Source organism: Streptomyces sp. NPDC045899 (genome assembly GCF_056431485.1).
This window is the reverse complement of the sequence record NZ_JBWKKP010000014.1, coordinates 183,340-207,723: the sequence shown is the minus strand read 5'-3', so window position 1 is coordinate 207,723 and position 24,384 is coordinate 183,340. Positions and strand designations below refer to the sequence as shown.

General features: G+C 69.6%; 25 protein-coding genes. 19 read left to right on the top strand and 6 right to left on the bottom strand.

Annotation, left to right across the window (positions count from 1 at the left end; genetic code table 11):
• Window positions 1-151 precede the first annotated feature (151 nt).
• The 8 genes from AC07FT_RS22240 to AC07FT_RS22205 all read left to right on the top strand — a co-directional run bounded on the left by AC07FT_RS22240 (window position 152) and on the right by AC07FT_RS22205 (window position 5,727).
• The gene (locus tag AC07FT_RS22240; RefSeq protein ID WP_479177760.1) at window positions 152-964 is read left to right on the top strand and encodes a hypothetical protein; all 813 of its coding nucleotides are present in this window, start codon (window positions 152-154) and stop codon (window positions 962-964) included.
• Between the two features lie 146 nt (window positions 965-1,110).
• A complete protein-coding gene (locus AC07FT_RS22235; RefSeq protein ID WP_479177759.1) occupies window positions 1,111-1,662 on the top strand; it encodes a tellurite resistance TerB family protein in 552 nt (183 codons plus the stop codon).
• A 678-nt stretch (window positions 1,663-2,340) separates the two neighbouring features.
• Complete coding sequence (locus AC07FT_RS22230; RefSeq protein ID WP_479177778.1) at window positions 2,341-2,946, top strand: MPN domain-containing protein; 606 nt, start codon at window positions 2,341-2,343, stop codon at window positions 2,944-2,946.
• Window positions 2,946-3,350 carry an SgcJ/EcaC family oxidoreductase gene (locus tag AC07FT_RS22225; RefSeq protein ID WP_479177758.1) on the top strand — a complete coding sequence of 135 codons (405 nt, stop codon included), beginning with the start codon at window positions 2,946-2,948 and terminating at the stop codon, window positions 3,348-3,350. Before AC07FT_RS22230 ends, AC07FT_RS22225 begins: the two co-directional genes overlap by 1 nt.
• Window positions 3,351-3,396: 46 nt before the next feature.
• A complete protein-coding gene (locus tag AC07FT_RS22220) occupies window positions 3,397-3,777 on the top strand; it encodes a VOC family protein (protein ID WP_479177757.1) in 381 nt (126 codons plus the stop codon).
• Window positions 3,778-3,856: 79 nt separating this feature from the next.
• Window positions 3,857-4,060 (top strand): hypothetical protein, encoded by a 204-nt coding sequence (locus AC07FT_RS22215; protein WP_479177756.1) that lies wholly within the window; start codon window positions 3,857-3,859, stop codon window positions 4,058-4,060.
• A gap of 197 nt (window positions 4,061-4,257) precedes the next feature.
• Window positions 4,258-5,208 (top strand): tetratricopeptide repeat protein, encoded by a 951-nt coding sequence (locus tag AC07FT_RS22210; RefSeq protein ID WP_479177755.1) that lies wholly within the window; start codon window positions 4,258-4,260, stop codon window positions 5,206-5,208.
• A 123-nt stretch (window positions 5,209-5,331) separates the two neighbouring features.
• Window positions 5,332-5,727 (top strand): hypothetical protein, encoded by a 396-nt coding sequence (locus tag AC07FT_RS22205; protein ID WP_479177754.1) that lies wholly within the window; start codon window positions 5,332-5,334, stop codon window positions 5,725-5,727.
• A 129-nt stretch (window positions 5,728-5,856) separates the two neighbouring features.
• On the opposite strand, the gene AC07FT_RS22200 is transcribed toward AC07FT_RS22205, so the two are convergent.
• Together AC07FT_RS22200 and AC07FT_RS22195 are read right to left on the bottom strand one after the other, a co-directional pair.
• A complete protein-coding gene (locus tag AC07FT_RS22200) occupies window positions 5,857-6,573 on the bottom strand; it encodes an alpha/beta fold hydrolase (RefSeq protein ID WP_479177753.1) in 717 nt (238 codons plus the stop codon).
• A 232-nt stretch (window positions 6,574-6,805) separates the two neighbouring features.
• Window positions 6,806-7,558: a FadR/GntR family transcriptional regulator gene (locus AC07FT_RS22195; RefSeq protein ID WP_479177752.1), complete on the bottom strand. Its 753-nt coding sequence runs from the start codon at window positions 7,556-7,558 to the stop codon at window positions 6,806-6,808.
• 249 nt (window positions 7,559-7,807) lie between these two features.
• On the opposite strand from AC07FT_RS22195, the gene AC07FT_RS22190 reads away from it, so the two are divergent.
• The 4 genes from AC07FT_RS22190 to AC07FT_RS22175 all read left to right on the top strand — a co-directional run bounded on the left by AC07FT_RS22190 (window position 7,808) and on the right by AC07FT_RS22175 (window position 12,484).
• Window positions 7,808-9,472 carry an L-lactate permease gene (locus AC07FT_RS22190; RefSeq protein ID WP_479177751.1) on the top strand — a complete coding sequence of 555 codons (1,665 nt, stop codon included), beginning with the start codon at window positions 7,808-7,810 and terminating at the stop codon, window positions 9,470-9,472.
• 83 nt (window positions 9,473-9,555) lie between these two features.
• On the top strand, window positions 9,556-10,326 hold the full coding sequence (locus AC07FT_RS22185; protein ID WP_479177750.1) for a (Fe-S)-binding protein: 771 nt from the start codon (window positions 9,556-9,558) through the stop codon (window positions 10,324-10,326).
• The gene (locus AC07FT_RS22180) at window positions 10,323-11,795 is read left to right on the top strand and encodes a lactate utilization protein B (protein WP_479177749.1); all 1,473 of its coding nucleotides are present in this window, start codon (window positions 10,323-10,325) and stop codon (window positions 11,793-11,795) included. The genes AC07FT_RS22185 and AC07FT_RS22180 overlap by 4 nt, the downstream gene beginning before the upstream one ends.
• Window positions 11,792-12,484 (top strand): LutC/YkgG family protein, encoded by a 693-nt coding sequence (locus tag AC07FT_RS22175; RefSeq protein WP_479177748.1) that lies wholly within the window; start codon window positions 11,792-11,794, stop codon window positions 12,482-12,484. Before AC07FT_RS22180 ends, AC07FT_RS22175 begins: the two co-directional genes overlap by 4 nt.
• 141 nt (window positions 12,485-12,625) lie before the next feature.
• Here the strand turns inward: AC07FT_RS22175 and AC07FT_RS22170 are convergent, their stop codons facing one another.
• A complete protein-coding gene (locus AC07FT_RS22170; RefSeq protein ID WP_479177747.1) occupies window positions 12,626-13,915 on the bottom strand; it encodes an autotransporter outer membrane beta-barrel domain-containing protein in 1,290 nt (429 codons plus the stop codon).
• 487 nt (window positions 13,916-14,402) lie between these two features.
• Here AC07FT_RS22170 and AC07FT_RS22165 point away from each other — a divergent pair, with 487 nt between their 5' ends.
• The 6 genes from AC07FT_RS22165 to AC07FT_RS22140 all read left to right on the top strand — a co-directional run bounded on the left by AC07FT_RS22165 (window position 14,403) and on the right by AC07FT_RS22140 (window position 20,731).
• On the top strand, window positions 14,403-14,528 hold the full coding sequence (locus AC07FT_RS22165; protein WP_479177746.1) for a hypothetical protein: 126 nt from the start codon (window positions 14,403-14,405) through the stop codon (window positions 14,526-14,528).
• A gap of 259 nt (window positions 14,529-14,787) precedes the next feature.
• Window positions 14,788-15,822 (top strand): LacI family DNA-binding transcriptional regulator, encoded by a 1,035-nt coding sequence (locus tag AC07FT_RS22160; protein WP_479177745.1) that lies wholly within the window; start codon window positions 14,788-14,790, stop codon window positions 15,820-15,822.
• 123 nt (window positions 15,823-15,945) lie between these two features.
• Window positions 15,946-17,226, top strand: coding sequence for an extracellular solute-binding protein (locus tag AC07FT_RS22155; RefSeq protein ID WP_479177744.1), 1,281 nt, complete (start codon window positions 15,946-15,948; stop codon window positions 17,224-17,226).
• An 84-nt stretch (window positions 17,227-17,310) separates the two neighbouring features.
• On the top strand, window positions 17,311-18,267 hold the full coding sequence (locus tag AC07FT_RS22150; protein ID WP_479177743.1) for a carbohydrate ABC transporter permease: 957 nt from the start codon (window positions 17,311-17,313) through the stop codon (window positions 18,265-18,267).
• 2 nt (window positions 18,268-18,269) lie between these two features.
• Entirely contained in the window at window positions 18,270-19,181 is a 912-nt protein-coding gene (locus AC07FT_RS22145; RefSeq protein ID WP_479177742.1) for a carbohydrate ABC transporter permease, read from the top strand.
• 86 nt (window positions 19,182-19,267) lie between these two features.
• The gene (locus AC07FT_RS22140; protein ID WP_479177741.1) at window positions 19,268-20,731 is read left to right on the top strand and encodes a glycoside hydrolase family 32 protein; all 1,464 of its coding nucleotides are present in this window, start codon (window positions 19,268-19,270) and stop codon (window positions 20,729-20,731) included.
• Window positions 20,732-21,088: 357 nt separating this feature from the next.
• Here AC07FT_RS22140 and AC07FT_RS22135 read toward each other — a convergent pair whose 3' ends face one another.
• The 3 genes from AC07FT_RS22135 to AC07FT_RS22125 all read right to left on the bottom strand — a co-directional run bounded on the left by AC07FT_RS22135 (window position 21,089) and on the right by AC07FT_RS22125 (window position 23,106).
• On the bottom strand, window positions 21,089-21,367 hold the full coding sequence (locus AC07FT_RS22135; protein WP_479177777.1) for a DUF3995 domain-containing protein: 279 nt from the start codon (window positions 21,365-21,367) through the stop codon (window positions 21,089-21,091).
• 115 nt (window positions 21,368-21,482) lie between these two features.
• Entirely contained in the window at window positions 21,483-22,499 is a 1,017-nt protein-coding gene (locus AC07FT_RS22130; RefSeq protein ID WP_479177740.1) for a Gfo/Idh/MocA family protein, read from the bottom strand.
• A gap of 187 nt (window positions 22,500-22,686) precedes the next feature.
• A complete protein-coding gene (locus AC07FT_RS22125; protein ID WP_479177739.1) occupies window positions 22,687-23,106 on the bottom strand; it encodes a VOC family protein in 420 nt (139 codons plus the stop codon).
• A gap of 363 nt (window positions 23,107-23,469) precedes the next feature.
• Between AC07FT_RS22125 and AC07FT_RS22120 the strand changes: the two genes are divergently transcribed.
• A complete protein-coding gene (locus AC07FT_RS22120; protein ID WP_479177738.1) occupies window positions 23,470-24,366 on the top strand; it encodes an SDR family oxidoreductase in 897 nt (298 codons plus the stop codon).
• Window positions 24,367-24,384: the final 18 nt, after the last annotated feature.

Sequence of the window (24,384 nt, the reverse complement as noted above, 5' to 3'; positions counted from 1 at the left end):
GGAAGGCGGCACAGATGCCCCTTTCGCGCCGCGCACTAGGGAAAAACCCCAGGTCACCCCTACCCCGGCGGTTCGTGTATCCGTAGAAGCCACCACCATCGCCATCGCGCCGCACCACATCACGCTGAACGACGGAGAACAGGAACCAAGCATGCTGAAGACCCTCGCGCGCCACACGGTCGTGAGCGCGTCCGCCGTCTCACTGGCCCTCCTCACGGCCGCCTGCGGGACGGAGTCGAACACCGGGCCGGGCGGCAAGAGCAGCTCCCGTGACGCGTCGCCCTCACCGGCCCGGTCCGGTATCGAGAAACTGCCCGCCAAGACCGTGCTGGCCAAGGCCAGGAACGCGCTCCAGGACGCGGAAACGGTCCGCATACGGAAGACGTCGTCCGTGCTGGGGCAGACGGCGGATGCGCGGGTCGACATGTCCGGCAACTGCACCGCCACCTCGAGAGAGGGTGGACAGAAGACCGACGGACAGGTGCGCCTCGGGCCCAGGAACGAGACGATCAAGCGGGGTGACATGGCCTGGGTCAAGACCGACACCAGTCTGTGGAACCTGGAAGTGGGCCCGGGGGTGACCGAGAAGCTCAAGGGCAAGTACGGCTACGCCAGAGCGTTCGACCTGACCGCCCGCCTCGGAGGGTGCCGCGACGCCGAGGAGGTGCTCCGGGAATCCCATGACGCGTGGGAGGGCGAGGGCGCCACCAAGGGCTCGGTGGTCGAGATCGGCGGCCGGAAGGCCCTCGCCGTGACGTCCCACGGGTTCCGTAAGGTCACCGTCTTTGTCGCCCTGGAAGGAAAGCCCCTCCCCTTGAGGATCCGGGACGCCAAGGAGACCTCTTGGGCGAATACGTGGGACTTCAGCGAGTTCGGCAAGCCAGTGCCCTCCCGCACCCCCACCAGGGCCGAGACCGTGGATCTCAGGAAGACGTTCCAGAATCAGTGGGACACGCTCGGCTGAGGCCGGGGGCACGGCTCCGGCCGGGGCCGGGGGGAACGCGGGCCCGGCGCGGCAAGGAACTCGGTGACGCCCGTGTACGTTGCCGGGGTGACATGTGACGACACGTGTCCGATGACGAAGGACGCGGCGAAGCCGAGGTGGCAGCAGTGGCGATTTTTGATCGGCTCAAGGACCAGGCCAAGGCCCTCCAGCAGCAGCGGAGCGGCCAGGGGCACGGGGGCTCCGGAGGGCACGGGAGCTCCGGCTCGCGTGGCGGGTCCAAGGCCCAGCTCGTCGGCGTGCTCAAGACACAGCTCTCCTCGCTCAAGACCGAGCTGAAGAGCGGCGCCTACCGCGACGCCAGCATGGCCGTGTGCGCCTTGGTGGCAGCGGCCGACGGACAGGTCGACCCCGCCGAGCGGCAGCACGTCGAATCACTGATCCTCTCCAACGACGTGCTGCAGAACTTCCCGCCCGAGCAGCTGCGCACCCGGTTCAACAAGCACGTGGACCTGATGATGACGGACTTCGCCCGCGGCAAGGCGGAGGCCCTCCAGGAGGTGGCGAAGGCGGCGAAGAAGCCCGCCGAGGCCCGAGCCGTGGTCCAGACGGGCCTCGTGGTGGCCGGTGCGGACGGCTATGTGGCGCCCGCCGAGGAGCAGATCCTGCGCGAGGTGTGCGGCACGCTCGGACTGTCCTCCGCGGAGTTCGGCATCTGAGACGCGGCCGCGCTCCGCCGCTCCCGACCGCGTCCATGGCGCACGGGACGGCGGAGCGCCTCCGTTTCCCCGCTTCTCCGGTTTCCCCCTCCCCCTCTCCCGCCGACGGCGCGCCCGCCGGCACGCCTCGCCGTCGCCGCCGACGAGTGCCCGGCATCGCCCCGTACCGCACCATTTCTCTCCCCGCCGACGGCTCGGCCATGGTGCCACCCGCGGGCGCTGCTCAGAATGGCCGCCCGGCTCGGCAGCACACACTGGCGCCGTCTCGCCCGCGCCCCTCCAACTCCTCCTGCTGACAACGCTGTTGCGCAGCACACAGCGCCCCGCCCCGGCAGCCGCGCACCGAGACAGCCACCCGTCGGTCAGGCATTCGCCTCCGCGCCGGACTCGAACGCCGCCGCCTCAAGCGTCGTACCGAGGACCGCGCCGCCGCACTCGGCCGCACCGTGAGGGCTGCCCGCGCGAGCCCCCGAGCCTCCCGGCCCGCACCCGTCGGACCGGGAATCCACAGCCTCGACAAGGCATACATCTTGAAGTCTCAAGAACTTTTTGGATAGCGTCCTGCCACCTCGGCCACCGCCGCACCACGGCCGTTCACCCGCCAGGCTCACCCTCGGAGGGCTGTTCGTCATGCGCTTATCCAGCGTGTACACAGCTGCACCACCCCCCACCGTGCTGATGGACGATCAGGCGCTGACCGCGTTCCTGGTCGCCGCCAGCGCCGAGTACGACCGCATCACCCCTCAGGAACCGCTGCCCTGCTTCGCCCTTCTCGTGGGCACCGAGGAGGACGGCGTCATCCACGTCGAACGCCTCGCCTTCGCGGGTAACGCACGTGTCCGCGACCCCGCCGCACGCCGCGAGTTCGCCGAGTCGATCGTGCCGACGTACGGGTCCATGTACGAGAACGAGTCCCGCGGCTGGTGGGTCGACTCCCGCGATCTGCTGCGCGCCTCCCGCGAGGCGGAGGCCGAGGGACTGGAGCTCCTGGGCTCGATCCATATGCATCCCGACTGGCACAGGATCGGGCCCCCACAGGAGCGTTCGATGACGCTGAGCGAACGCCCGACGCCCATGGACGACTACGTCTTCGCCTCCACGGCATGGCCGGTCAACATCATCTGCTACCTGGAACGCCGTGGCGGGGCGCTCTACCACGCCCTCGCGGCCTGGGCCCCGCCACCGCCCGGTGACCCCGGTGCCGGATGTCATGAACTCCCGTTGCGCGTCCGGGCCGTCCCCGGAGATCCCCGGTCCCTGGAGGCCGAGGCGGTGGTGTGCTGATGGCGCCGTCCGACGAACACATCACCGCGCTGTGGCGGAACATGGCCGAGTGCTGGGCACACGGAGACGCCACCGGTTTCGCCGAGAACTTCTCCGAGGACTGTGACTTCACCACCGTCAGGGGCGACAAACCGGCGGGCCGCGCCGGGATCGCCGAAGGACACACGGCGCTGTTCGACGGTGCGTACCGCGGGTCGACACTGACCGCCCGGGTACGGCAGATCCGGTATCCGCACCCGGACATCGCCACGGTCGACGCCGAGTCGACGGTGACCGGACCGGACGGAAGGCCGCTGGCCGACACCCACGCCCTCGCCGTGGTGCAGCGCGACACCACCACCGGCCGGTGGACCGTCACCGCCTTCCACAACATGGTGCCGCTGCGCCCGCCCCGCACGTCGTGAACCAGCACACGCCGTGAACCCCCACACCGAGGAGAGCCCCCTTCCCATGAGCAAGCCCACACTCCGCCATCTGGCCATGGTCGCCCGCGACCCCGAGAAGCTCGCCGCGTTCTACACGGACGTCTTCGACATGGAGGTCTTCCACCGGGACCCGGACGGCAGCTGTTTCCTCAGCGACGGATATCTCACCCTCGCCCTGATCGCCCACCGTCTCGACGGTGATGTGCCTGTGGGCATGAACCACTTCGGGTTCCAGGTCGCGGACACCGATGTCACGGCCGAACGGCTGCGGGCCGCCGGTGCGGCGGCGCCCGCCGAACGCCACACCAACCGTCCCTTCGCCGAGTACCGGGCGATGGACCCCGAGGGCAACTGGTTCGACCTCTCGGCCCACGGCTACGGCGGGCCGCCGGCCCCCGAGCAGTGAGCCGATCCCCCCAGCGGCGGCCCGCACCCGGCCTGGAAACCGGGTGCGGCGCCACCAGCCCCCGAGCTTGGATGGCGTCATGGACAACGCGCTGTGGGACAGACTTCCGGCACCGACCCGTGCCGCGGTGGACCGGCTCCTGGACATCGACCACAACGTGCACGCGATCAAGCTGATACGGGACTCCGTCGGCGAGCCGGTGCCCGGTATCCCCGAGTGTGTCGATCTCATCGACCAGCGCCATCAGGCCCTGGGGGCGTACCCGCGCGGAGACTCCGCGTAGCGACGCCGGAACCGGCCGCGCGGCTGGGTCCCGGACCCCGGGGTTCCCCCGCGTCGCCCCACCGGCATCGCCGTATGTGTCAAGCGCCCCTCGCGAGATCTCACCATCCGGATGGCCGACCGCCCCGTAGATATGCGTGGGATAACGATCTCCGCCGATGGCTTGCCCTGCGGCGCTGTACTCATAGCCTTGCGATCATGCCTCTGTTTTCTCTTCGCCGTAATGGAGCGCGCCTCACTCCTGAACTCGACGACGGGGAGCTGGGCAAGCTCGTGAAAATGCTGCGCGACTCGAGCGCCTGGGGGACCATCGGCGCCGCGGAGCTGGGCGCGGCCCGGGTGAGCGGCGTGCTGAAGCGGAGCCCGGGCGACTGGGACCGCCGGGCCCATCGCGTCTCGGTGCTGGCCCATGCGCTGTCCGACTCGAACCTCGCGTCCGACTGGGCCGGCCGCGAACCGGACAACCCGGACGCCCTGGTGCTCCACGCCTGGGTCCAGCTCGTCCGCGGCCAGAGCCAGGGCGCGACGCCCGATGCCGCCGCGGTGCTGGAGGCGTGCCACCGGGCCGTCGAGCTCAATCAGCACGACCCCACACCATGGGTGGTGATGCTGGGTGTCTACCGCCTGGAGCGCTATCCTCGCGCGGACGTGTTCGCGCTGTGGCAGGAGCTGCTGTCGCGCGACCGGTGGCATCGCGAAGCCCATATGAGCATGCTCGAGTTCCTCTCGCCCGACGAGGGCGGCTCCCATATGCACGTGCTGGAGTTCATCGACGGCATGCGCGCCCAGATGCCCGCGAACGCGCCGTGTGCCGCGGTGGAGCTGACCGCCCACGTCATGCAGTACCACACGGTGCTGGACCGGGGCGGGATGGAAGCCCTCCTCGCCCGCAACCACTGGTCCCAGCCCGCGGTGTCCCAGGCGCTGGACCGGGCGTACGACACCTGGCGGAAGCCGGGTTTCTTCCACCACGCCGCGGCCCTGGCCGATCTGAACCTCCTGGCGTACGCCCTCATCACCGCCAACCGGAAGCATGAGGCCGGAGACGTCTTCAAGCTGCTGGGCGGCCGGGTGACCCAGTGGCCGTGGTGGCGGGACGGGGACCCGGTGGCCGAGTTCCGGCGGTGGCAGGAGCGGCTGGGGACGTGACACCCACGCCGGATCGGCCGGAGGTGCGGACGCGGGGACGCGGCGGACCCCGGCGCGGTCCGATGGCACGCCCCCGCGTGAAATCGGATGTCGTCGGCAGATCCGCCCTGCCATGCTGTGGCCGTGACGGAGACGACCCCCTATGACGCCGACCGTGCCCGCTTCACCCGCGAGGCCCTGGCCCGCCTGGTGCTGTGCGACGAGGCCGTGGACGTCGCCGACAGTGCCGGCGGCCTGGTGGCCACCGGGAACGATCCTGACTGCGGGCCCGGCGGCCGGGTGAGCCAGGCCCTCCAGCTCGTCGAACTCGCGGAACGGGCCCTTGCCTCGGCCGTGGTCTACGAGCGCGAGCGCGGAAGTTGCTGGGCGGAGATCGCCCAGTATCTGGGGACCGCTGCCGCGGAGGCCGAGGCGCTTCGCGGCACACCTCACCGAGTGGGACACGGCGTTCACCGTCCCCTACCGGCTGGACGAAACCGGCCGCAGACGTCTGCCCCGGCTCCCTCCAGCGGCTTATGACCCGGAGGATGCCCGCACCTTCCTCGACCGCTGGGCCCTCCTCCGCCGCATCGGGATCGACGACCGGCAGGCGGTGAGCCGCGGACTGCGGATGGCAACGCCGGAGGAGCACACTCCCCCGGCCATGGCCTAGCCGCTCGCGATCGACTCCAGCATCGCCGCCGTCCGCCCGGGCTCGGCCAGTATGACGTCATGTCCGCAGGCGATCTCCCGGATGTCCCAACCCGCCCGCACCGCACGGTCGTAGGACCGGTCGAGACTCTCCAGCGGTGGCCGGGTGTGCCGGATGTAGGTGGCGGGAAGAGCCGCGAGCGGCGCGGGGTCGTAGTGCGCGGCATCGGTCTGGCACCGCAGCGGAAAGGCCGTCAGCCGCTCACCCACGTGGGAGCGCCGGTCGTCCGGGATACCCCACTGTTCCAGGAAGGCGGGTGCCGGTGGGAGGAACCACCCCTCACCCCGCTCCCGGGCGGTCCGCCGGTAGCCGCCGGCGACCTCGGGCGGCTCCACGTCCAGCAGACACTCCCCCGGCTCCACGACGAAGGCCGCGAGGAAGGTCAGCGAGGCCAGCCGTTCACCGACGGCCTCGGCGAGCGGACCCGCGAGCACACCGGCGTAGCTGTGCAGCACCAGATGCACCTCGGTGAGGTCCTCGAACCACAACAGTTCGGTGAGGTCACGTACATGGGTCAACAGACCGATCGCGGGAGTGAGCGCATCACGCCGTTCGCCCTGTCCGGTCAGGCTGGGAGTGAACACCTCGTGCCCGGCCGCGGTGAGTCTCCGGCGTACCGGGGCCCAGCACCAGCCCCCGTGCATCGCCCCGTGCACCAGCACAAATGTCGCCACCGACCGCACCGCCCGCCCGTCCGTCCCGCGCCACCGCGGGTCAGCATACGAACGCTCGGCGCCGCGTACGCCGCGCCACCACCGACCGGGCCCGGACCGTGGCCCAGGTGCCGCAAAGGTGCTGGCGGGATCGTTCCGAGCGGAGAACACATCGAGGTCTCGCTCCGGCCGCGGTTCCCCGGGGGGTGGCCGAGCCGTCTCCGCCCAGCGACGGCGCAAGAACGCCCGGCCTCTAGGCCCCGCCCTGGTCCGGCTCCTCCTCCTGCTCGGTGATCACCCGGCAGAAGCCTCGCACGTGTGCCTCCACCAACTCACCGGCGAGATCGGCGTTCTTGGCGGCCACCGCGTCGTAGATGGCATGGTGCTCCGCACGCAGTCGGGCCATGATCGGCTCCCACTCCTCCTGCCGGTGGAACGCCTTGAGGATCACGTGACGGGCCGCGCTGCGGACGGCGATGGTCATGTCGGCCATCAGGCGGTTGCCACCTGCCTCGGCGAGCAAGACGTGGAAGTCGGTGTCGTGGTCGTTGAACCGCTCCCGCGGCAGATCCGGATCGTCCATCCGCAGCAGCGGCTCCCGCAGCCGGGCGAGGTCGTCGTCGCCGGCCCGCTCCGCCGCCAGACGGGCGCTCGAGCGTTCCAAGGCGGCGCGCGTCTCGAAGACGTCACCCACCGGGAAGTTGGCCAGGGCCATGTGCAGACGCAGGACCTGACCGAGCGCGGCGCCGGGCATCGCGGCGATGACACTGCCCGAATCCGGGCCGGTGCCGACCCGGGAGCGGAGCACGCCCTGCGCCTCCAGCACCCTGAGGGCCTCGCGGATGGCGGCGCGGCTCACCCCGAGCAGTTCGACCAGCTCACGCTCGGGTGGAAGTCGGTCGCCGACGCGTAGCGCACCGGCCAGGATCTGCTCCTCGATCCGGGCGAGCACCAGCTCATAGGTGCGCGTACGTGGCACCGGTTCCCAGGTGCCTGCCTCTGCCATCAGGAATTCTCCGCCCCGTCCGTGGGTCCCCGTCGGTACTGCGAGTACGCGTACGGCCCTCATTCCGCGCGTATCCGCCGTGATCTTACATTGCGCCTCTCTTCATGGTCTGACCAAAGAAAAGAATCCGCACGGACCCCTGGACATGGCTCTGGACGAAACCTAGCCTCTGCGTACCAATCTATGGTCTGACCAAGCCCTCCCTGCGTGACTCCCCCCTCTCCTCACCTCACCCCAGCGAGCGTCGCCGTGTACCAACCCACCCTGAATCCCGTTGCAGACAGCGCCGCAGTGTCGGCGCTCGTCGCTGCTCTGCCCCTGCTCACCCTGTTCCTGCTGCTCGGCTGGTTGAGGCTCAAGGCCCATTGGGCCGGCCTCGCCGCGCTACTCGTGGCCGCCGTCGTCGCGGTGGCCGGTTTCGGCATGCCGGTCCAGCACACCCTGCTGGCGGCGAGCGAAGGCACCGCCTTCGGCCTCTTCCCGATCGCGTGGATCCTGCTCACGGCGATCTGGGTCTATCAGCTCACCGTCGTCAGCGGTCGCTTCGAAGATCTTCGCGAGGCGTTCGGCCTGCTCAGCGATGATCCGCGCATCCAGGCGGTGATCATCGCCTTCTGTTTCGGCGGGCTACTCGAGGCTCTGGCGGGCTTCGGCGCGCCGGTCGCCATCACAGGAGTCATGCTGCTGGCGCTCGGCTTCACCCCGCTCCGCGCGGCGATCACCGTACTGGTCGCCAACACCGCCCCGGTGGCCTTCGGTGCGATGGCGATCCCGATCATCACTGCGGGAAACCTCACCAAGATCCCGTACACCGAGATCGGCGCGGTGGTGGGACACCAGACTCCGCTCCTCGCCGCGTTCGTCCCGCTCCTGCTGGTAGCCCTGGTAGACGGCCGTCGTGGGATACGCCAGACCTGGCCGGCCGCTCTGGTGTGCGGCGTGGTCTTCGCGGTCGCCCAGTTCATCAGTGCCACGCATCTGTCGGTCGAGCTCACCGATGTGATCGCCTCGCTCTCCGGTCTGGTCGCCCTGGTGCTCTTCCTCCGGGTCTGGCAGCCCCGCGGTGGCGCGGAGGCCACGGCCGCAATGCGCGCGGAACACGGCGCCGACCGCCTCGCGCCCGAGAACCACATGAGCCCCGTGGACCGCCCCGGGACGGACGGGAGCCGCAGAGGGCGCTACACCATGGCCTTCCTGCCGTACCTGATCGTGATCGCGGTCTTCGCGGTGGCGAAGCTCTGGTCCCCGGCCAAGGACTTCCTCGCCGACAGCGACCTCACGGTCGAGTGGCCGGGCCTGCACGGCCATGTACTCGGAGTCACCGGTCAGCCCGCCTCCAGCACCGTCTTCTCCCTCCCTTGGCTCTCCTCCCCGGGCACCCTCCTGCTGGTGTCCGGTCTGATCGTCGCCGTGACGTACCGGATGCGTCCGCACACGGTGGTCCGCGAGTTCGCCGCCGTCGCGGTACGGCTTCGCTGGGCGGTTCTGACCGTCGCGTCGGTCCTCGCTCTCGCCTACGTGATGAACCTGTCGGGCCAGACGCTGGTCATCGGTTCCTGGATCGCCGGGGCGGGCACGGCGTTCGCCTTCCTCTCGCCGGTGCTCGGCTGGCTCGGCACCGCGGTGACCGGCTCCGACACCTCCGCCAACGCCCTGTTCGCGACCCTTCAGCAAAGTGCCGCGCACAAGGCCGGCCTGAGCGAGACCCTGTTGGTCGCCGCCAACACCTCGGGAGGTGTCGTCGGCAAGATGATCAGCCCGCAGAACCTCGCCGTCGCGGCCACGGCGGTCGGCATGGCCGGCCGGGAATCGGAGCTGTTCCGCGCCGCACTGAAGTGGAGCGTGCTCCTCCTGCTCGTCCTGTGCACCCTGGTCGCCCTCCAGGCCGGACCGCTCGCAGGGATGCTCCCATGACCGCGACGCGCCGCACGTCATCCATGACCGCTCACACGCCCCGGCCCGCTCCGTGGCCGGCCACCGACTCCGGGAAAGCCGCGATGCGCATCGCCCTCTTCGTCACCTGTGTCAACGACACCCTCTACCCCGGCACCGGACGGGCGGTGGTGACCGTCCTGGAGAGGCTGGGGCTCACGGTGGACTTCCCCACCGGACAGACCTGCTGTGGACAGCCGCAGTACAACACCGGGTACCGGCGAGAGACCGAACCCCTGGTGCGCCGGACGGCCGCAGCCTTCGCCGGGTATGACTACGTGGTCACACCGTCGGGTTCCTGTGCCGCCATGGTGCGTGACAACTATCCGCGCATCGGCGCCAGGGCGGTGGCAGAAGGGCGCGGTGCCGCACTCGCCGAGGCCGCGGCCGGGCTGGTGCCCCGGGTGTACGAGTTCACCGAGTTCCTGGTCGACGTCCTCGGTGTCACCGATGTCGGCGCCCACTACCCGCACACCGTCACCTATCACCCGTCCTGTCACGGACTGCGGATGCTCGGCCTCGGCGACCGCCCCCTGCGGCTGCTGCGAGCGGTGCGGGGGCTCACCCTCCTCGAACTACCCGGTGCCGAGGAGTGTTGCGGCTTCGGCGGGACCTTCGCCGTGAAGAACGCGGCCGTGTCCGCCGCCATGGGTGAGGACAAGGTCCGCCAGGCGGTCGCCACCGGAGCCCACACGCTCTGCGGGGCGGACAACTCCTGCCTGATGCATCTCGGCGGCATTCTGCATCGTCGGAGCGATCCGATCGTCCCCCTTCACCTCGCCGAGATCCTCGTCGGCACCGAACTCGTCGACACCGAACGGAAGACCTCCTCATGAGCCGCACCTATCTGGGCATGCCCGCCTTCCCCCGGGCGGCGGCCGTCACCACGCAGGACACACGACTGCGCGCGAACCTCACCCGAGCCACCCACAGCATCCGGGACAAACGAGCCGCCGCCGTCGCCGAACTCGACGACTGGGCGCAACTGCGTGACGCCGGAAAACACATCAAGGATCGGACCCTGCGCCACCTCGACCACTATCTGCTGCAAGCCGAGCGGGCGGTCACCGCGGCGGGAGGGGTGGTGCACTGGGCTGCCGACGCCGCGGAGGCCAACCGGATCGTCGCCGACCTGGTCAAGGCCAAGGGGGTCCGGGAGGTTGTCAAGGTCAAGTCCATGGCCACGCAAGAGATCGGACTCAACCAGGCGCTGGCCGCCGAGGGCATCACCGCTTGCGAGACGGACTTGGCCGAGCTGATCGTACAACTCGGCGACGACCTGCCGTCCCACATCCTGGTACCGGCGATCCACCGGAACCGGGAGGAGATCCGCCAGATCTTCGCCACTTCCATGGGAGACTGGGGCAAGCCCGCTCCGGAGGGGCTGTCGGACGATCCGGCGGATCTCGCGGAGGCCGCCAGATCGCATCTGCGGGAGAAATTCCTGAATGCCAAGGTGGCGGTTTCCGGGGCGAACTTCCTGATAGCGGAGACCGGCACGCTGGTCGTCGTGGAGTCCGAGGGAAACGGCCGGATGTGCCTGACCCTCCCCGAGACCCTGATCTCGGTCGTCGGCATCGAGAAGGTCGTGCCCACCGCGCGGGACCTGGAAGTCTTCCTCCAGACACTGCCCCGGTCCTCCACCGCGGAACGGATGAACCCCTACACCTCGACCTGGACCGGGACCACCGCGGATGACGGCCCGTCGGAGTTCCATCTCGTACTGCTCGACAACGGCCGCACCGACACCCTCGCCGACGAGGTCGGCCGCCAGGCCCTGCGTTGCATTCGCTGCTCGGCCTGTCTCAACGTCTGCCCGGTGTACGAACGGGCCGGCGGCCATGCCTATGGCTCCCCGTACCCGGGCCCGATCGGCGCCATCCTCACCCCTCAGCTCCGGGGGCTGCGGAACGAGGTGGACGCTTCGCTGCCGTACGCGTCGTCCCTGTGCGGGGCCTGCTACGAGGTGTGCCCGGTGGCCATCGACATCCCCGAGGTCCTGGTCCACCTGCGCGAACGTGTGGCGGAGCAGGGAAGGGGGCACCGGGCGGAGCGGGCGGTGGTCAAGGCCGCGAGCCGCCTGCTGGACCGCCCGGCTCTCTATGCCGCCGCGGCCCGCACCGCCGCCCGCACCCGGCGACTGCATCCGCGGCGGTTGCCCTTCCCCGGGCCGGCCAGAGCCTGGAGCCGGAGCCGGGACCTGCCCTCGATTGCTCCGCGGTCCTTCCGTGACTGGTGGACGGCGGAACGCCGCGGGCGCGGCGCCGAGGACGTCGCCCCCGATTCCCCGGAGGCCACCCGATGACGACCGACAGCCGAGACCGCGTCATCGCCCGCGTACGGAACGCCCTCGTGGACGTACCGGACGGCGAGGCCCCGGCGGACCACCCGGTGCCGCGCGACTACGTGGACGTCCACCACCCCGGGGACCGGCCGGGCATGCTCGACCTTCTCGCCGAGAACCTGGCCGACTATCGTGCCGTCGTCCACCGCTCCGAGCCCGGTGCACTGCCGTCGCTCATCGCGGAACTGCTCGCGGCTCGCGGTTCGAGCACCGTGGCCCACCCGGCCGACCTGCCGGAGGTATGGCTGGCGGAGTCAACGGGCGTCGGACGTGTGATCGACGGGCCGGAGGCCACCGCAGCACGGCTGAACACGATCGACACCGTGGTGACCGGCTGTGCGCTGGCCATCGCGGAGACGGGTACCGTTGTGCTCGACGCAGGGCCCGGTCAGGGACGCCGCGTCCTGACCCTCCTGCCCGATCACCACATCTGCGTGGTCGAGGCCGGGCAGGTGGTGGCATCCGTCCCACGGGCCCTGGCCCGGCTGGATCCGACACGCCCTCAGACATGGATCTCGGGCCCCTCCGCGACCAGCGACATCGAGCTGGCCCGTGTCGAGGGCGTGCACGGACCGCGCTCACTTGAGGTGGTGCTGGTCGAGGAGAGGGCGATGGAGGATGCGATGTCCAGTGCGGTGCATGGCAGTTGACTGCTCCTCATGAGGCTTCACCACCGGATCGGTTCCGCGTGGTGTCGTGACCCGCTGCACGGCCTCATGGGACGGACGGAGGTCCGACGGACTGCTGCAGCCCGTCGGCCTCCCGGCTGATTGCCCCTCGGAGCTGGGGAGTCAGCCGACGCAGCCCGGGACGGGTGTCGGGCTGCCGGCGCAGTTCGTGGGGGTGTTGCCACCGATGAACGAACCGGTCAGTGTGACGGTGCCACCGTCGTTGGAGAGGCCGCCGGGTGCGTCGCTGGAGGTGTTTCCGCTAATGGTGCTGCCGGTCGCGGTGAGGGTACCGTTGTCGTTGAAGATGCCTCCCGCGAAGCCGTTGGCGACGGTGTTCGCATTCACGGTGGAGCGCTGGAGCGTCAGGGTGCCGTCGTTGTAGATGCCACCGGAGTCGTTGTCCGCGTTCCCGTTGACGGAGTTGGCGTTGACCGTGGTGTTCACCAGGGTCAGGTCGCCGTCGTTGTACAAACCTCCGCCCTCGGCCCCGGTGCCCGCGGTCGTCAGGGTGTTGCGAGTGACCAGAGAGCCCGTCAGGGTCAGGTCCGCGTTGTTGTAGATGGCCCCGGCGAAGCCGCCCGTGGTCGTCCTGGTGGTGGTGTTGAGGCTGAACGCGCTGTTCGAGATCTTGACGGTACCGCCGTCGAAGTCTGCGGCCCCGCCGTCCCCGCTGGATCCGTTGACGACGTTGCGGGTGAAAGTACTGCCGGAGATCGTGATGTTGGAGGCGGGGCTGTCGTTGTTGACGCCCCCGCCCTCGACACCCCGGTTGCCGGTGATGGTGGCATTGGAGATCGTGGATGTGCCGTCGGAGTTGATGGCCCCGCCGTGGAAGCCGACGTTGTCGGTGTACGTGTCGCCGTTCGAGGTGCTGGTGCCACTGGTGAGAACGCTGACGCCGCCGCCGTCGCCGTTGCCGACGGTGATGTTGTTGATGAACCTGGTTCGGGTGGTGTTCAGGGTGCCGCCGCCGTTGACGAGGGCGCCCGCCCCCTGTCCGTTGACGTTGCCGCCCCGGAGGGTGAGGCTGGTGAGCGACAGGGTGCCGCCGCTGCCCACCTCGAAGATCCGGAACATGGGGGCCGTGGAACTCCGCTGGATGGTGGCACCGTTGCCGGTGATGCTGACCGAACCGGTGATGACCGCCAGTCCGTTGTCGGGGTTGTCCGCTGCCGTCAGGGTGTAGGTACAGCCGGGCGCCAGGCTCAACGACCCGCCCGTGGCGGCCACTCCGGCCACCGCCGACACCAGCGCCGCGTCATTGCACGGCACCGCCGCGGCGTACGCGGGCCCCGCCGCGGGCACCGCCACCAGAGCGGCGCCGCCCAGCGTCACCACGCCCGCCAACGACGCCCAGCGCCGTCCGGATCGTTTGCGCGGCCCGGAAGGGGCCTTGGCTCTCCACATCATGGGTCCTCCCTGTACAGGTCGATGGGATTCAGGTGCTTACGCGTGATCTCCGTGGGTGAGGAGAGGAGAGGCGACCGATGGCGCCTCGCTTCGTACGCCCCGGAGGGCACCGGGCAGCCGGTGTCATCGCGACGCACTCCCGTGAAGGAGTGTCGAGTGGGGGCGGGGGTGGTCCGGTCCGTTCACGCCGGGATTCCGACTGCGTTCGCGGCTGAGCACGTGCCACCCCAGTAAGGCGCAGCCCGTCCAGGAGGTCCATCGCGGCGACGGGCATTCCCCCGAAGGGACCATTCGTCACACTGTTCCGACGTCCGCGGCAAGGCAGGACCGGGCGACCATGCCACCGGCAGGTCCCGTCGCCAATGCGCAGGCCGGCGGGTTTCGGCGAGTGGTGTCACGGTCGGCCGAACCGATGAGTTCCACGGCGCCTGCCCGGCTTCACTCCGACACGTTGACCCCACCCATCCGACAGCAAGGAGCGGTGACCATGCGGAAGATCATCGAGCAGGCGGTGATCACCCTGGACGGACGGATCAGCACACCCCAGACCTGGCTCTCCACGAGGTGGTCCGGCCAGTTCGAGCAGCTTTCATCGATGCCGTACGCAAGCTGAAGGACGAGCCAGGCGGCGACATCCTCAAGGTCGGAACCGGCGGCTCATTCAGCCGGGCGCTTGGTCGGCACGGGCATCAGCCCGGTGCCGGGCGATCCAGGGGCGGCCGGCGCCCGGATCGCCACTCCCACTGCCACCATCCTTCGCGGGCGGGGTGCCGGTATCGCACGACCACGAGTTCATGACGGGCTGTTGACAGGGGTGCCGCCGAGGGCGCAGGCTCATCCAGCAATCAGTTGCCAAAACGATTGGGCACGACATGGGCAGGCGGATCGGGATCAAGGACGTGGCGACAGCCGCCGGAGTCTCGGCCACTACCGTGTCCCACATCCTGAACGAGGTCGCAGGCAAGCGGATCAACGCGGAGACGCGTCAGCGCGTTCTCGAGACGGCCGAGCAGCTGGGATACGCGCCCAATGGCCTGGCGCGCGGGCTGCGGCTGAGGCGGTCGAACACCGTGGGTTTCGTCAGTGATCAGATCGCCACCACCCCCCACGCCGGACGGATCATCCTGGGAGCCCAGGAGGAGGCCGCGAAGCACGGCCTGGTGCTGCTCATGCTGAACACCGGGGGCGATCCGGAGCTGGAGCGCAAGGAGATCGATCTGCTGCTCCAGCGCCAGGTCGACGGGGTGCTGTACGCCTCGATGTATCACCGGGTCGTGGAGCTGCCGGAACGGTTGCGCTCGGTGCCCACGGTGTTGCTGGATGCGAGGTCGGACGACCCGGCCGTGCCCTCGGTGGTACCGGACGAGGTCCAGGGCGGGATGGCGGCGGTGCGTGAGCTGCTGCGCCACGGCCACCGCCGTATCGGCTTCATCAACAACGCCGACGACATCCCGGCCACACACGGGCGTCTGGAAGGCTACCGTCGCGCCCTCGCCGAGGCCGGTATCGCCTACGACCCCGACCTCGTGGTGGCCGAGACCGCCGACGCCGCCGGTGGCCACCGCGCGGCGCTCGGCCTGCTGCGGGCGAGGGCACGACCCACCGCGTTGTTCTGCTTCGCCGACCGGATGGCGATGGGCGCCTATCACGCGGCCGCCGGACTGGGACTGTCCATCCCCTCCGATCTGTCGGTCATCGGATTCGACAACCAGGAACTGATCTGCGACGGCATGTTCCCCGGACTCACCACCATGGCCCTGCCGCACTACGAGATGGGGGCGCGGGCGGTCGCACAGCTGCTCGCGCTCACCGGCGCCTCGGACCGGGCGACTGGTCCGGCCGCGCAGGAAATGCTGCCCTGCCCTCTGACGGCACGGGCATCGGTCGCTTCGCCGCCCCGACTCTGACCCCGGAACGGCGAAGCATCACCGATACGGCCGGTTGCGTGACCGGCTGTCGGCACGGTCTGGCCGGACCGTGCCCAGTGAAATTGGAGGAACCTCGTGGAATCGAGAACCAGGCGCCTCGCGGTGCCGAGTCTAGCCGCCCTCACCGCGGCGGCACTCGTGGCCGGCTGCGGCGCAGGCGGCGGGACCGGCTCATCGGGCGCGGACGGCGACACCCTCACGCTGTGGACGCACAACGCCGGCAACGCCGCCGAGTACGCGGTGGTCAAGCGGGTCGTCAGGGACTTCAACGCCAGTCAGGGAAAGTACAAGGTCAAGATCCAGTCGTTCCCGCAGGGCTCCTACAACGACTCGGTGGTCGCGGCCGCCTCCGCCAGGAAGCTTCCCTGCATCCTCGATGTCGACGGTCCCAACGTGCCCAACTGGGCCTGGGGCGGATACCTCGCACCACTGGACCTCTCCCAGGGCAAAGTCGCCGTGTCCGACCAGCTCCCCGGCACGGTCGGTGAGTACCAGGACAAGAGTTATGCGTTCGGCTTCTACGACGTCGCGTTGGCCATGTACTCCCGCAGGTCGGTACTGAAGAAGTACCACATCCGCATCCCTTCGCTCGACCGGCCCTGGACCAAGACCGAGTTCATGGACGCGCTGGCCAAGCTCAAGGCGAGCGGCTCGTTCACCCACCCCTTGGACCTCGGCACGGGTGACCCCGGTGAGTGGTGGACCTACGCCTATTCCCCGATGCTGCAGAGCTTCGGCGGGGACCTCATCGACCGCTCGACGTACAAGACCGCCGAGGGCGAGCTCAACGGTGCCAAGGCCATCGCGTGGGGCAAGTGGTTCCGCTCGCTGGTCACGAAGAACTACATACCGCAGAAGTCGGGGAAGAGCCCCGGGGACGACTTCCGCAACGGCGAGACCGCCATCCAGTGGGACGGCAGCTGGTCCGCCGCGGCCAACAGCAAGAAGTTCGGCAAGGACCTGGCGGTGCTCCCGCCGGTCGACTTCGGCGAGGGGGCGAAGATCGGCGCAGCTTCCTGGCAGTGGGGCATGAGCTCGACCTGCTCCAACAAGGCCGGCGCCCAGGCCTATCTGAACTTCTCCCGGCAGACCAAGTACTTCACGGACTTCGCCGAGGCCACCGGCACGATCCCCGCGACCAAGGCGGCAGCGGCCCGGGTGAAGGGCTACGAACCGGGTGGCCGGTTCAGCTTCTTCCTGCGGGAAGCGCGGAAGCTGGCCGTGGCCCGGCCCGCCACCCCGGCCTACCCCTATGTCTCCACGGTGTTCGCCAAGGCGGCTCGGGACATCCTCGCCGGAGCCGATACCAAGAGCGCTCTGGACCGGGCGGTCAGCCAGATCGACAGAAACCTGGCGACCAGCAATTACTCCACCGGCAGCTGACCCCCTCCGCCACGTCCCGGCGGATGTGGTCGTCCTCCGAGCCCTCTCCGCCTCCGCCGGGCCATATACCTGCCTGGATATCCCATGACCAGCACCCTGTCCGCACCCTCCGCCCAGTCCGGCACCGCCACCGGTACACCGCCGCCCCGGCGGGCACCTCAACGGCGCGCTCGGCTCAGGGAGGCTCTCACCGCCCTCGGCATGGTGAGCCCCGCCGTCGTCCTCCTGCTGTTGTTCTTCGTCATCCCGGTGGTGCTGGCCTTCGCGCTGGCGTTCACCAATGCCCGTCTGGTGTCCCCGACCCCGGCACAGTTCACGGGCCTTCAGAACTTCCGCACTCTCCTGGCCGACCCGCTGTTCTTCACATCATTGCGCAACACCTTCTACTTCGCGGCAGTCGTCGTCCCCGTACAGGGCGGGCTGGCACTGGTGCTCGCGCTGCTGGTGAACGCCAAGGTGAAGGGCGTCAACTTCTTCCGCACCATCTATTTCGTCCCGGTCGTCACCTCGATGGTGGTGGTGTCCATCCTGTGGGCCTTCCTGTACCAGCGGACGGGGCTGGTCAACCAGCTCATCTCCCGGCTCACGCTGGGCCATGTACACGGGCCGGACTGGCTGAACGACCCGTCCACGGCGATGCCCGCCGTCATCTTCATGTCCGTATGGCAGGGCGTCGGCTTCCACATGATCATCTGGCTGGCCGGTCTCCAGACCATTCCGCAGGACCTCTACGAGGCAGCCGACATCGATGGGGCAACCCGCTGGGCGCGCTTCAGATATGTGACCTGGCCCGGCCTGCGCACCACCCGCACCTTTGTCCTCATCACCATCACCATCGCCGCGTTCAGTCTGTTCGCGCAGATCAGCGTGATGACACAAGGAGGACCGCTGGACTCCACCACCACGGTCGTCTACCAGGCCGTGCAGACCGGCTACGCCCAGCAGCAGACCGGGTACGCCTCCGCGATCTCACTCGTCTTCTTCGTTCTGGTGCTGGCCGTCTCCCTGGTACAGCGCTTCCTCACCCGGGAGAAGGGCTGAACATGACCTCCGCATCGCCCGCACCCGCACGCCCGGGTCACCGAAGGCCACTTCTGCGCACCCTCGCCGTCCAGGCGGCGCGCATCGTACTCGCGCTCTTCTTCGCGTTCCCAATCGTGTTCATGCTGGTGTCGTCCCTCAAGCCGGACCAGCAGATCTTCGGCGACCTGGACAGCGTCAAGGCGTTCCTTCCGGTCGGCCACCTGTCCCTGGACAATTACACCGGAGTCTTCGACCGGGTGCCCGCCGTCCGGTTCCTGCTCAACTCCATCGGGATCTCCGCCGTCACCGTGGCCCTGGGCATCTTCGTCAACAGCCTCGCGGCGTTCGCCCTGTCCCGGATGCGCTGGCGCGGCAAGAAGGTCGTGCTCACCGCCGTGATCGCGACGCTGATCGTGCCGTTCGAAACGTTCGCCCTGCCGCTGGTGTGGTGGGTCAACCATCTGCCCTGGCTGCAACTGCACGGCTTCCACCTCACCCTGACCGAAGGCTGGCTGGACACCTACCGGGTGCAGATCCTGCCGTTCGTCGCCAACGCCTTCTCCATCTTCCTGTTCCACCAGTACTTCCAGAGCATCCCCAAGGAACTGGACGAAGCGGCCATCATCGACGGGGCCGGCTGGTTCGGCATCTACCGGCGCATCGTCATGCCGCTGTCCGGCCCGGCGGTCGCCACGGTGGCCATCCTGACCTTCCTGCCGGCCTGGAACTCCTACCTGTGGCCCCTGATGGTCGTCCAGGACGAGAACCTGCGGCCCGTGATGGTCGGCATCCAGTACTTCTTCCAGCTCAACCCCTCCTGGGGTCAGATCATGGCCTACGCCTCGATGATCACCGTGCCGGTACTCGCGCTGTTCGTGGCCTTCCAGCGGGCGTTCGTCAACAGCATCGCCTCCAGCGGAGTCAAGGGGTGACGGCACCGGACCGAGCCCCGGCCCCCTCACGTCCCCCTGGTCCCGCGCCCGCCCGTGTACGCAGCGCACCCTCCGAAAGGCCCCGTGTGTCCACGCCTCCCGTCGACCGCCACCTGCCCGCCGCGCACCTGCGACCGCCCCGCAACTGGATCAACGATCCCAACGGGCTGGTCTTCCACGACGGCCGCTACCACGTGTTCTTCCAGTACAACCCGTTCGGTCCGCAGCACGCGCACACGCACTGGGGACACTTCCGCAGCCCTGACCTCATCAACTGGGAACCGCTCCCGGTCGCCCTCGCCCCCACCCTCGGGGGCGAGGACGAGGACGGCTGCTACTCCGGCAACGCCGTCTCCGTCGACGGTGCGCTGGTGGCCTTCTACTCCGCCAACCGCACCGGCCGCTGGTGGCAGCCGGTCACCACCGCGCGGTCGCACGACGGCGGAGACACCTGGGTGAAGCGGCCGGAGCTGCTCATCCCGGAGCCGCCGACCGGGACCACCATGTACCGGGATCCCTACGTCTGGCGACAGGACGGACGCTGGCGCATGCTGGTCGGCGCGGCCCTCGCCGACGGTCGTGGCGCGGCGCTGCTCTACGAGTCGGACGACCTGGAGCACTGGACGTACCACGGTCCGTTCCATACCAGCAGTCCTGACCCCACGTCCGCCGATCCGGCCGGTTGGGAGTGTCCCCAGTACGCGCCCCTCGACGGCCGCGGCGTCCTTGTCGTCAGTGACTGGACTGCACAGGACGGCCCACGCCATGTGACGGTCCACGTCGGGGGTGAAGCAGACGGCCGTTTCGCGGCAGCGGCGGCACCGGCACCGCTGGACCACGGCCCCGACTTCTACGCCCCCGCCCTGCTGAGGGCACCCGGCGACCGGTGGCTTCTCTGGGGCTGGTCCTGGGAAGCCCGCGACGGCGACTGGTCCGAAGAAGCAGGCTGGGCGGGCGTCCTCACCCTGCCACGCGAACTCACCCTGGCCGACGACGGCACAGTCGCCCAACGCCCCGCCCGTGAACTGCTCGCCCTGCGTGGCGAACGCGTAGTCCACCGCACCGGACTCGCCACCCGGTCCCGGTCGTTGGAGTTGGGTCAGGTCGGCCGCGCCTTCGACCTCACCGCCACCCTGGTCCCCGACGCCACCGGCACCAGCGGTCTCCGCCTGGTCACTTCCACGGATGGCGCCGAATACCTCGACATCACGTTCGACCCGGCGGCCGGTCTGCTCACCGTCGACCGCGGCCGCGCCTCACTGGATCCGCGCGCACGAGGAGGTACGTTCACCATGGCCTGCGCGTCACTGAAGAACCCGGGTACCCCCGTCGAGCTGCGGATGGTCGTAGACGCCTCCATCGTCGAGATCTACCTCGCCACCGGCCAGGTCCTCACCCTGAGGTTCTATCCGGTCGGCGACGGCCCGTGGCGGCTCCAAGCCCGCACCACGGGTAGGGGCCACAGCGGTTTCACCGTCGAGGCGTGGGACCTGACCCCGGGTGGAGTCCACCGGAAACCCCTCCAGGCATGCCAGGGACATGACAATTGACCACCACGACGATCACGACCGAGCAACCGAACCGGATCGAGAGCTCGTTGGAGTAGGCGAGGAGAGTTCGCGTGCCGCGGTGAGGGCGCGGGGCAGCACGCCCGAGAGCCGGCAGTCGATGACAGTGGCTCTTCACGCGTAGCGATCCCCGGCACGGGTGCCGCGGAGAGCCCGGTCGTGGCGTCCGGGTCCTCGTGGATCAGGCCGTTGCGGCGGACGCGGTCATCGCAAGGCGGAGCCTGACCCGAGGCCTGGGCGTACTCGGGTCAGGCGACAACACCTCCGGGGACATTTCCCAGCGGTAGCCGAGGGCGCCGTGGCCGTCTTCGCGGACCCGCGAGTGCCACACGACACGGCCTATTTCTCGCTCCTCCGGCCGACGGTGAAGGCGGCCATGCAGAAGGCCACACCACCGAGGACGACCCAGGGGTTCCAGAGCGCCAGTGTCCAGAACCGCTGCCCCTCGCTGACGGACGCGTCGAGACCACCGGCATCGGCCAGCAGCAGGACCTCGATCCCGATGCCGCGCGCCAGCAGCATCGCGGCGACGCCCCAGCCAAGCCACCCTGCCATGAGTCCTGCGCGTCCCCGCAGCCGCCACCGCGCCAGCGCCCATCCCAGCAGAGCACCCGCCAGACACAGCGCGCGGGTCGAACGCCGAACACCACTCGATCCGTCGAGACCCTACCCTGCCGGGGTGTGAGGCACGATCGCTGCGGACCCTCCGTGGGGCACGGCGCGCGACACTCGTCTACAGCCGGCCCAGCGATCGCAGGATGTCATCGCACAGCGCCATCGTCGCGACATTGTCCGCGGCCGAACTGGTGGGGGTGCGGGAGGTGTTCACACACTCGAGGAAGTGCGCCACCTCACCGGCGAATCCACGCAGGTACAGGTCGCGATGACCGCCGCTGGCGGGCGAGTTCGCGGCGCGGCGCACCACGGTCGTCTCCTGCGGGCGCTGCCATGCGTCGGCCGCCACATCGCCGGGTACGTGGTGGTGGGACACGAGGTCGGAGAGGTTCTCCACACGGGCGAACCCGGTGCGCCCGGTGACGGTCAGTTCCTCCTGCTCCCGGCTCCAGGAGGGTGCGGCGGCGAAGGTGAGGGAGCCGATCGCACCGGAGTCGCAGCGCACCGCGCAGGTCATGCTGATGTCGGCGCCCCGGGAGTTGTTGTAGCCGGTGACCTCCCGCACCTCGCCGAAGAGGAAGCGCACGAGGTCGACGATATGCACGGCCGCCAGTTTGAGGCCGGTGTCGTCGCGGAGTTCATCGGTCCACGGGCTGAAGGCGAAGAAGGAGGTGAAGGACATCACCGGACCGAACCGCTCGGTGTCCCGGATGAGCTCGGCCAGGCCCGTGTAGGCGGGCGCGTGCCGCTTCATGAAGCCCACCACGACCTGGCGCCCGCACCGCTCCGCGGCCCGGGCGACCTGCCTGGCCTCGTCCTCGTTCATGCCCAGTGGCTTCTCGACGAACACGTGGGTCCCGGCTTCGAGGCAGTCGATGGTGACCGCCACCTGGTCCGCGGGGTCGATGCTGATGAAGACCGCGTCGAGGTCCTCTTCCGCGAGCATGCGCCGGTGGTCGCCGTACCCGCGGTCGGCCCCGTGCAGTGCCGCCGCGGCCTCGGCCCGCGCCGTGTCGCGGGTGGCCACGGCGGTGAGGGTGTGACCGGCCAGCGCGATGGCCGGATAGAGGTTGGCGCGGGCGTGGCGCCCGTGTCCGATGAAGCCGAGGCGGAGGTCACTGGTTCGCGCGGTCATCACGATCCCTTGTCGGCACTGACACCTGCCGCGTCAGGTTATACGTAAAACGTGACCCGGTGGAACAAGGGTCCGACCTCCACTCACCCCGACCACATCGGCGCCACGAGGTGGACACCGGCGTGGGCTCCGGAACAGCACGGCCGGGGCGGCGGCCCTCCTCGGAGGACCGCCGCCCGGTCATGTCTCAGGGCCGGATGTAGGGCCTGGTCATGATCTCCATGTTGTGGCCGTCCGGGTCATCGAAGTAGGCGCCGCGACCGCCGAAGAGGGTGTTGACCCGTCCGGGTTCGGTGTGGCTCGGATCGGCGTAATAGGTGGTCCCGGCGGCCTCGAGTCGGTCGATCATGGTGTCGAACCGCTCCTCGGGCACGAGGAACGCGTAGTGCTGCGACTGTATGGGCTCGTCGGTCAGCTCGTAGTAGTCGAGAGTGACACCGTTGCCGAGGTCGACCGGCAGGAACGGCCCGAACGGCGGGGCGACTTCGAGGCCCAGGATCGTGGCGATGAACTCGGCCGAACGCCGTCGGTCGGTGGCGAAGACCGCGGTGTGGTTCAGCTGGACGGTGGCGGAGGACTGGGGGTGCTGCTGTTGATCGTGCGTCATCGGTTCAGCTCTCTTGGTGACGTGGGTTCCATGAATAAGGAGGGCTCGGTACGCGGCGGGGAAGGGCGGAGCTCTGGCCCGCCCCACGCTCACGCCGGGGCCGGGCGCCTCACTCGTTCATGGCCCATGGCCGACCCGGCAGTCACCCGGCCGACTTTAGCGTCCGCCCCGGACCGGCGGCAACGCGATCCCGGTGTGACGGTGCCGCCGTCCGGGGGAGGTTCGGGAGTGGCAACGGGCGGACAGCGGGGGTCGCCGGGTGGCGGCGCGCATCATGCCAGGAGCGGCCGCACGCCGGGAGCTCCGGCGGGGGCGGGGCCTCGCGCTCCGCCGAGGACCACTCACTCTGCTTCGGAGGGCCATGTGCGCGACGCCGGCGCGTTGACGGGACGTCTGGCGGTGGTGACCGGCGCGGCGCGTGGCCTGGGCGCGGGGATGGTGCGGGAGCTGACGCGGCGAGAGATGCGGGTGGTCCTGCTGGGCCGGGAGGAGAAGACCCTCGCGCAGGTGGCGGACTCCCTTCCCGGTGAGACCCACTGCTTCGAGGTAGACGTCACCGATGACACCGCGATGGCGCGCGTGGCGGCGCGGATCCACGAGGACATCGGGCCGCCCTCGGTGGTCGTCGCCAACGCGGGGGTCGCGGAGGGCGGTCCGTTCGGCGGGTCGGACCCGGCGGTGTGGCGACGGGTCGTCGAGGTGAACCTCATCGGCAGTGCCATCACGGCGAGGGTGTTCCTGCCGGGACTGCTCGCCACGCGCGGGTACTTCCTCCAGATCGCGTCGACGGCGGCTTTCGGCTCGGCACCCATGATGAGCGCGTACTGCGCCTCGAAGGCCGGTGTGGAGTCGTTCGCGCAGTCGCTGCGGGCCGAACTGGCCCACCAGGGCGTGGGGGTCGGGATCGCGTATCTGAGCTGGACCGGTACGGACATGATCCGGGACGCGGACCAGCACCCGGTGCTGCGCGAGCTGCGGGCCCATATGCCGCCACCGGCCAGACGGGTCTACTCGGTGGAGACGGTGGCCGCCCGGATGGTGGCGGCCGTCGAACGGCGGGCCGCCACGGTCTACGCGCCACCGTGGCTGCGGCTGGCGCAGCCGGTCCGTCCGCTGCTGCCGGTGCTGGTGACGTGGTTCTCCCGGCGCGAACTGCCCCGGCTGGCCGAACGGACCCGTTTCGAGGCGACAGGGCTGCTCGGTGCGGGGGGCCGCGCGGACCAGGCGGCCACCGCACGGCACGCGCGCGGGGACGGGTGAGGGCCGCCGCCGTCGGTT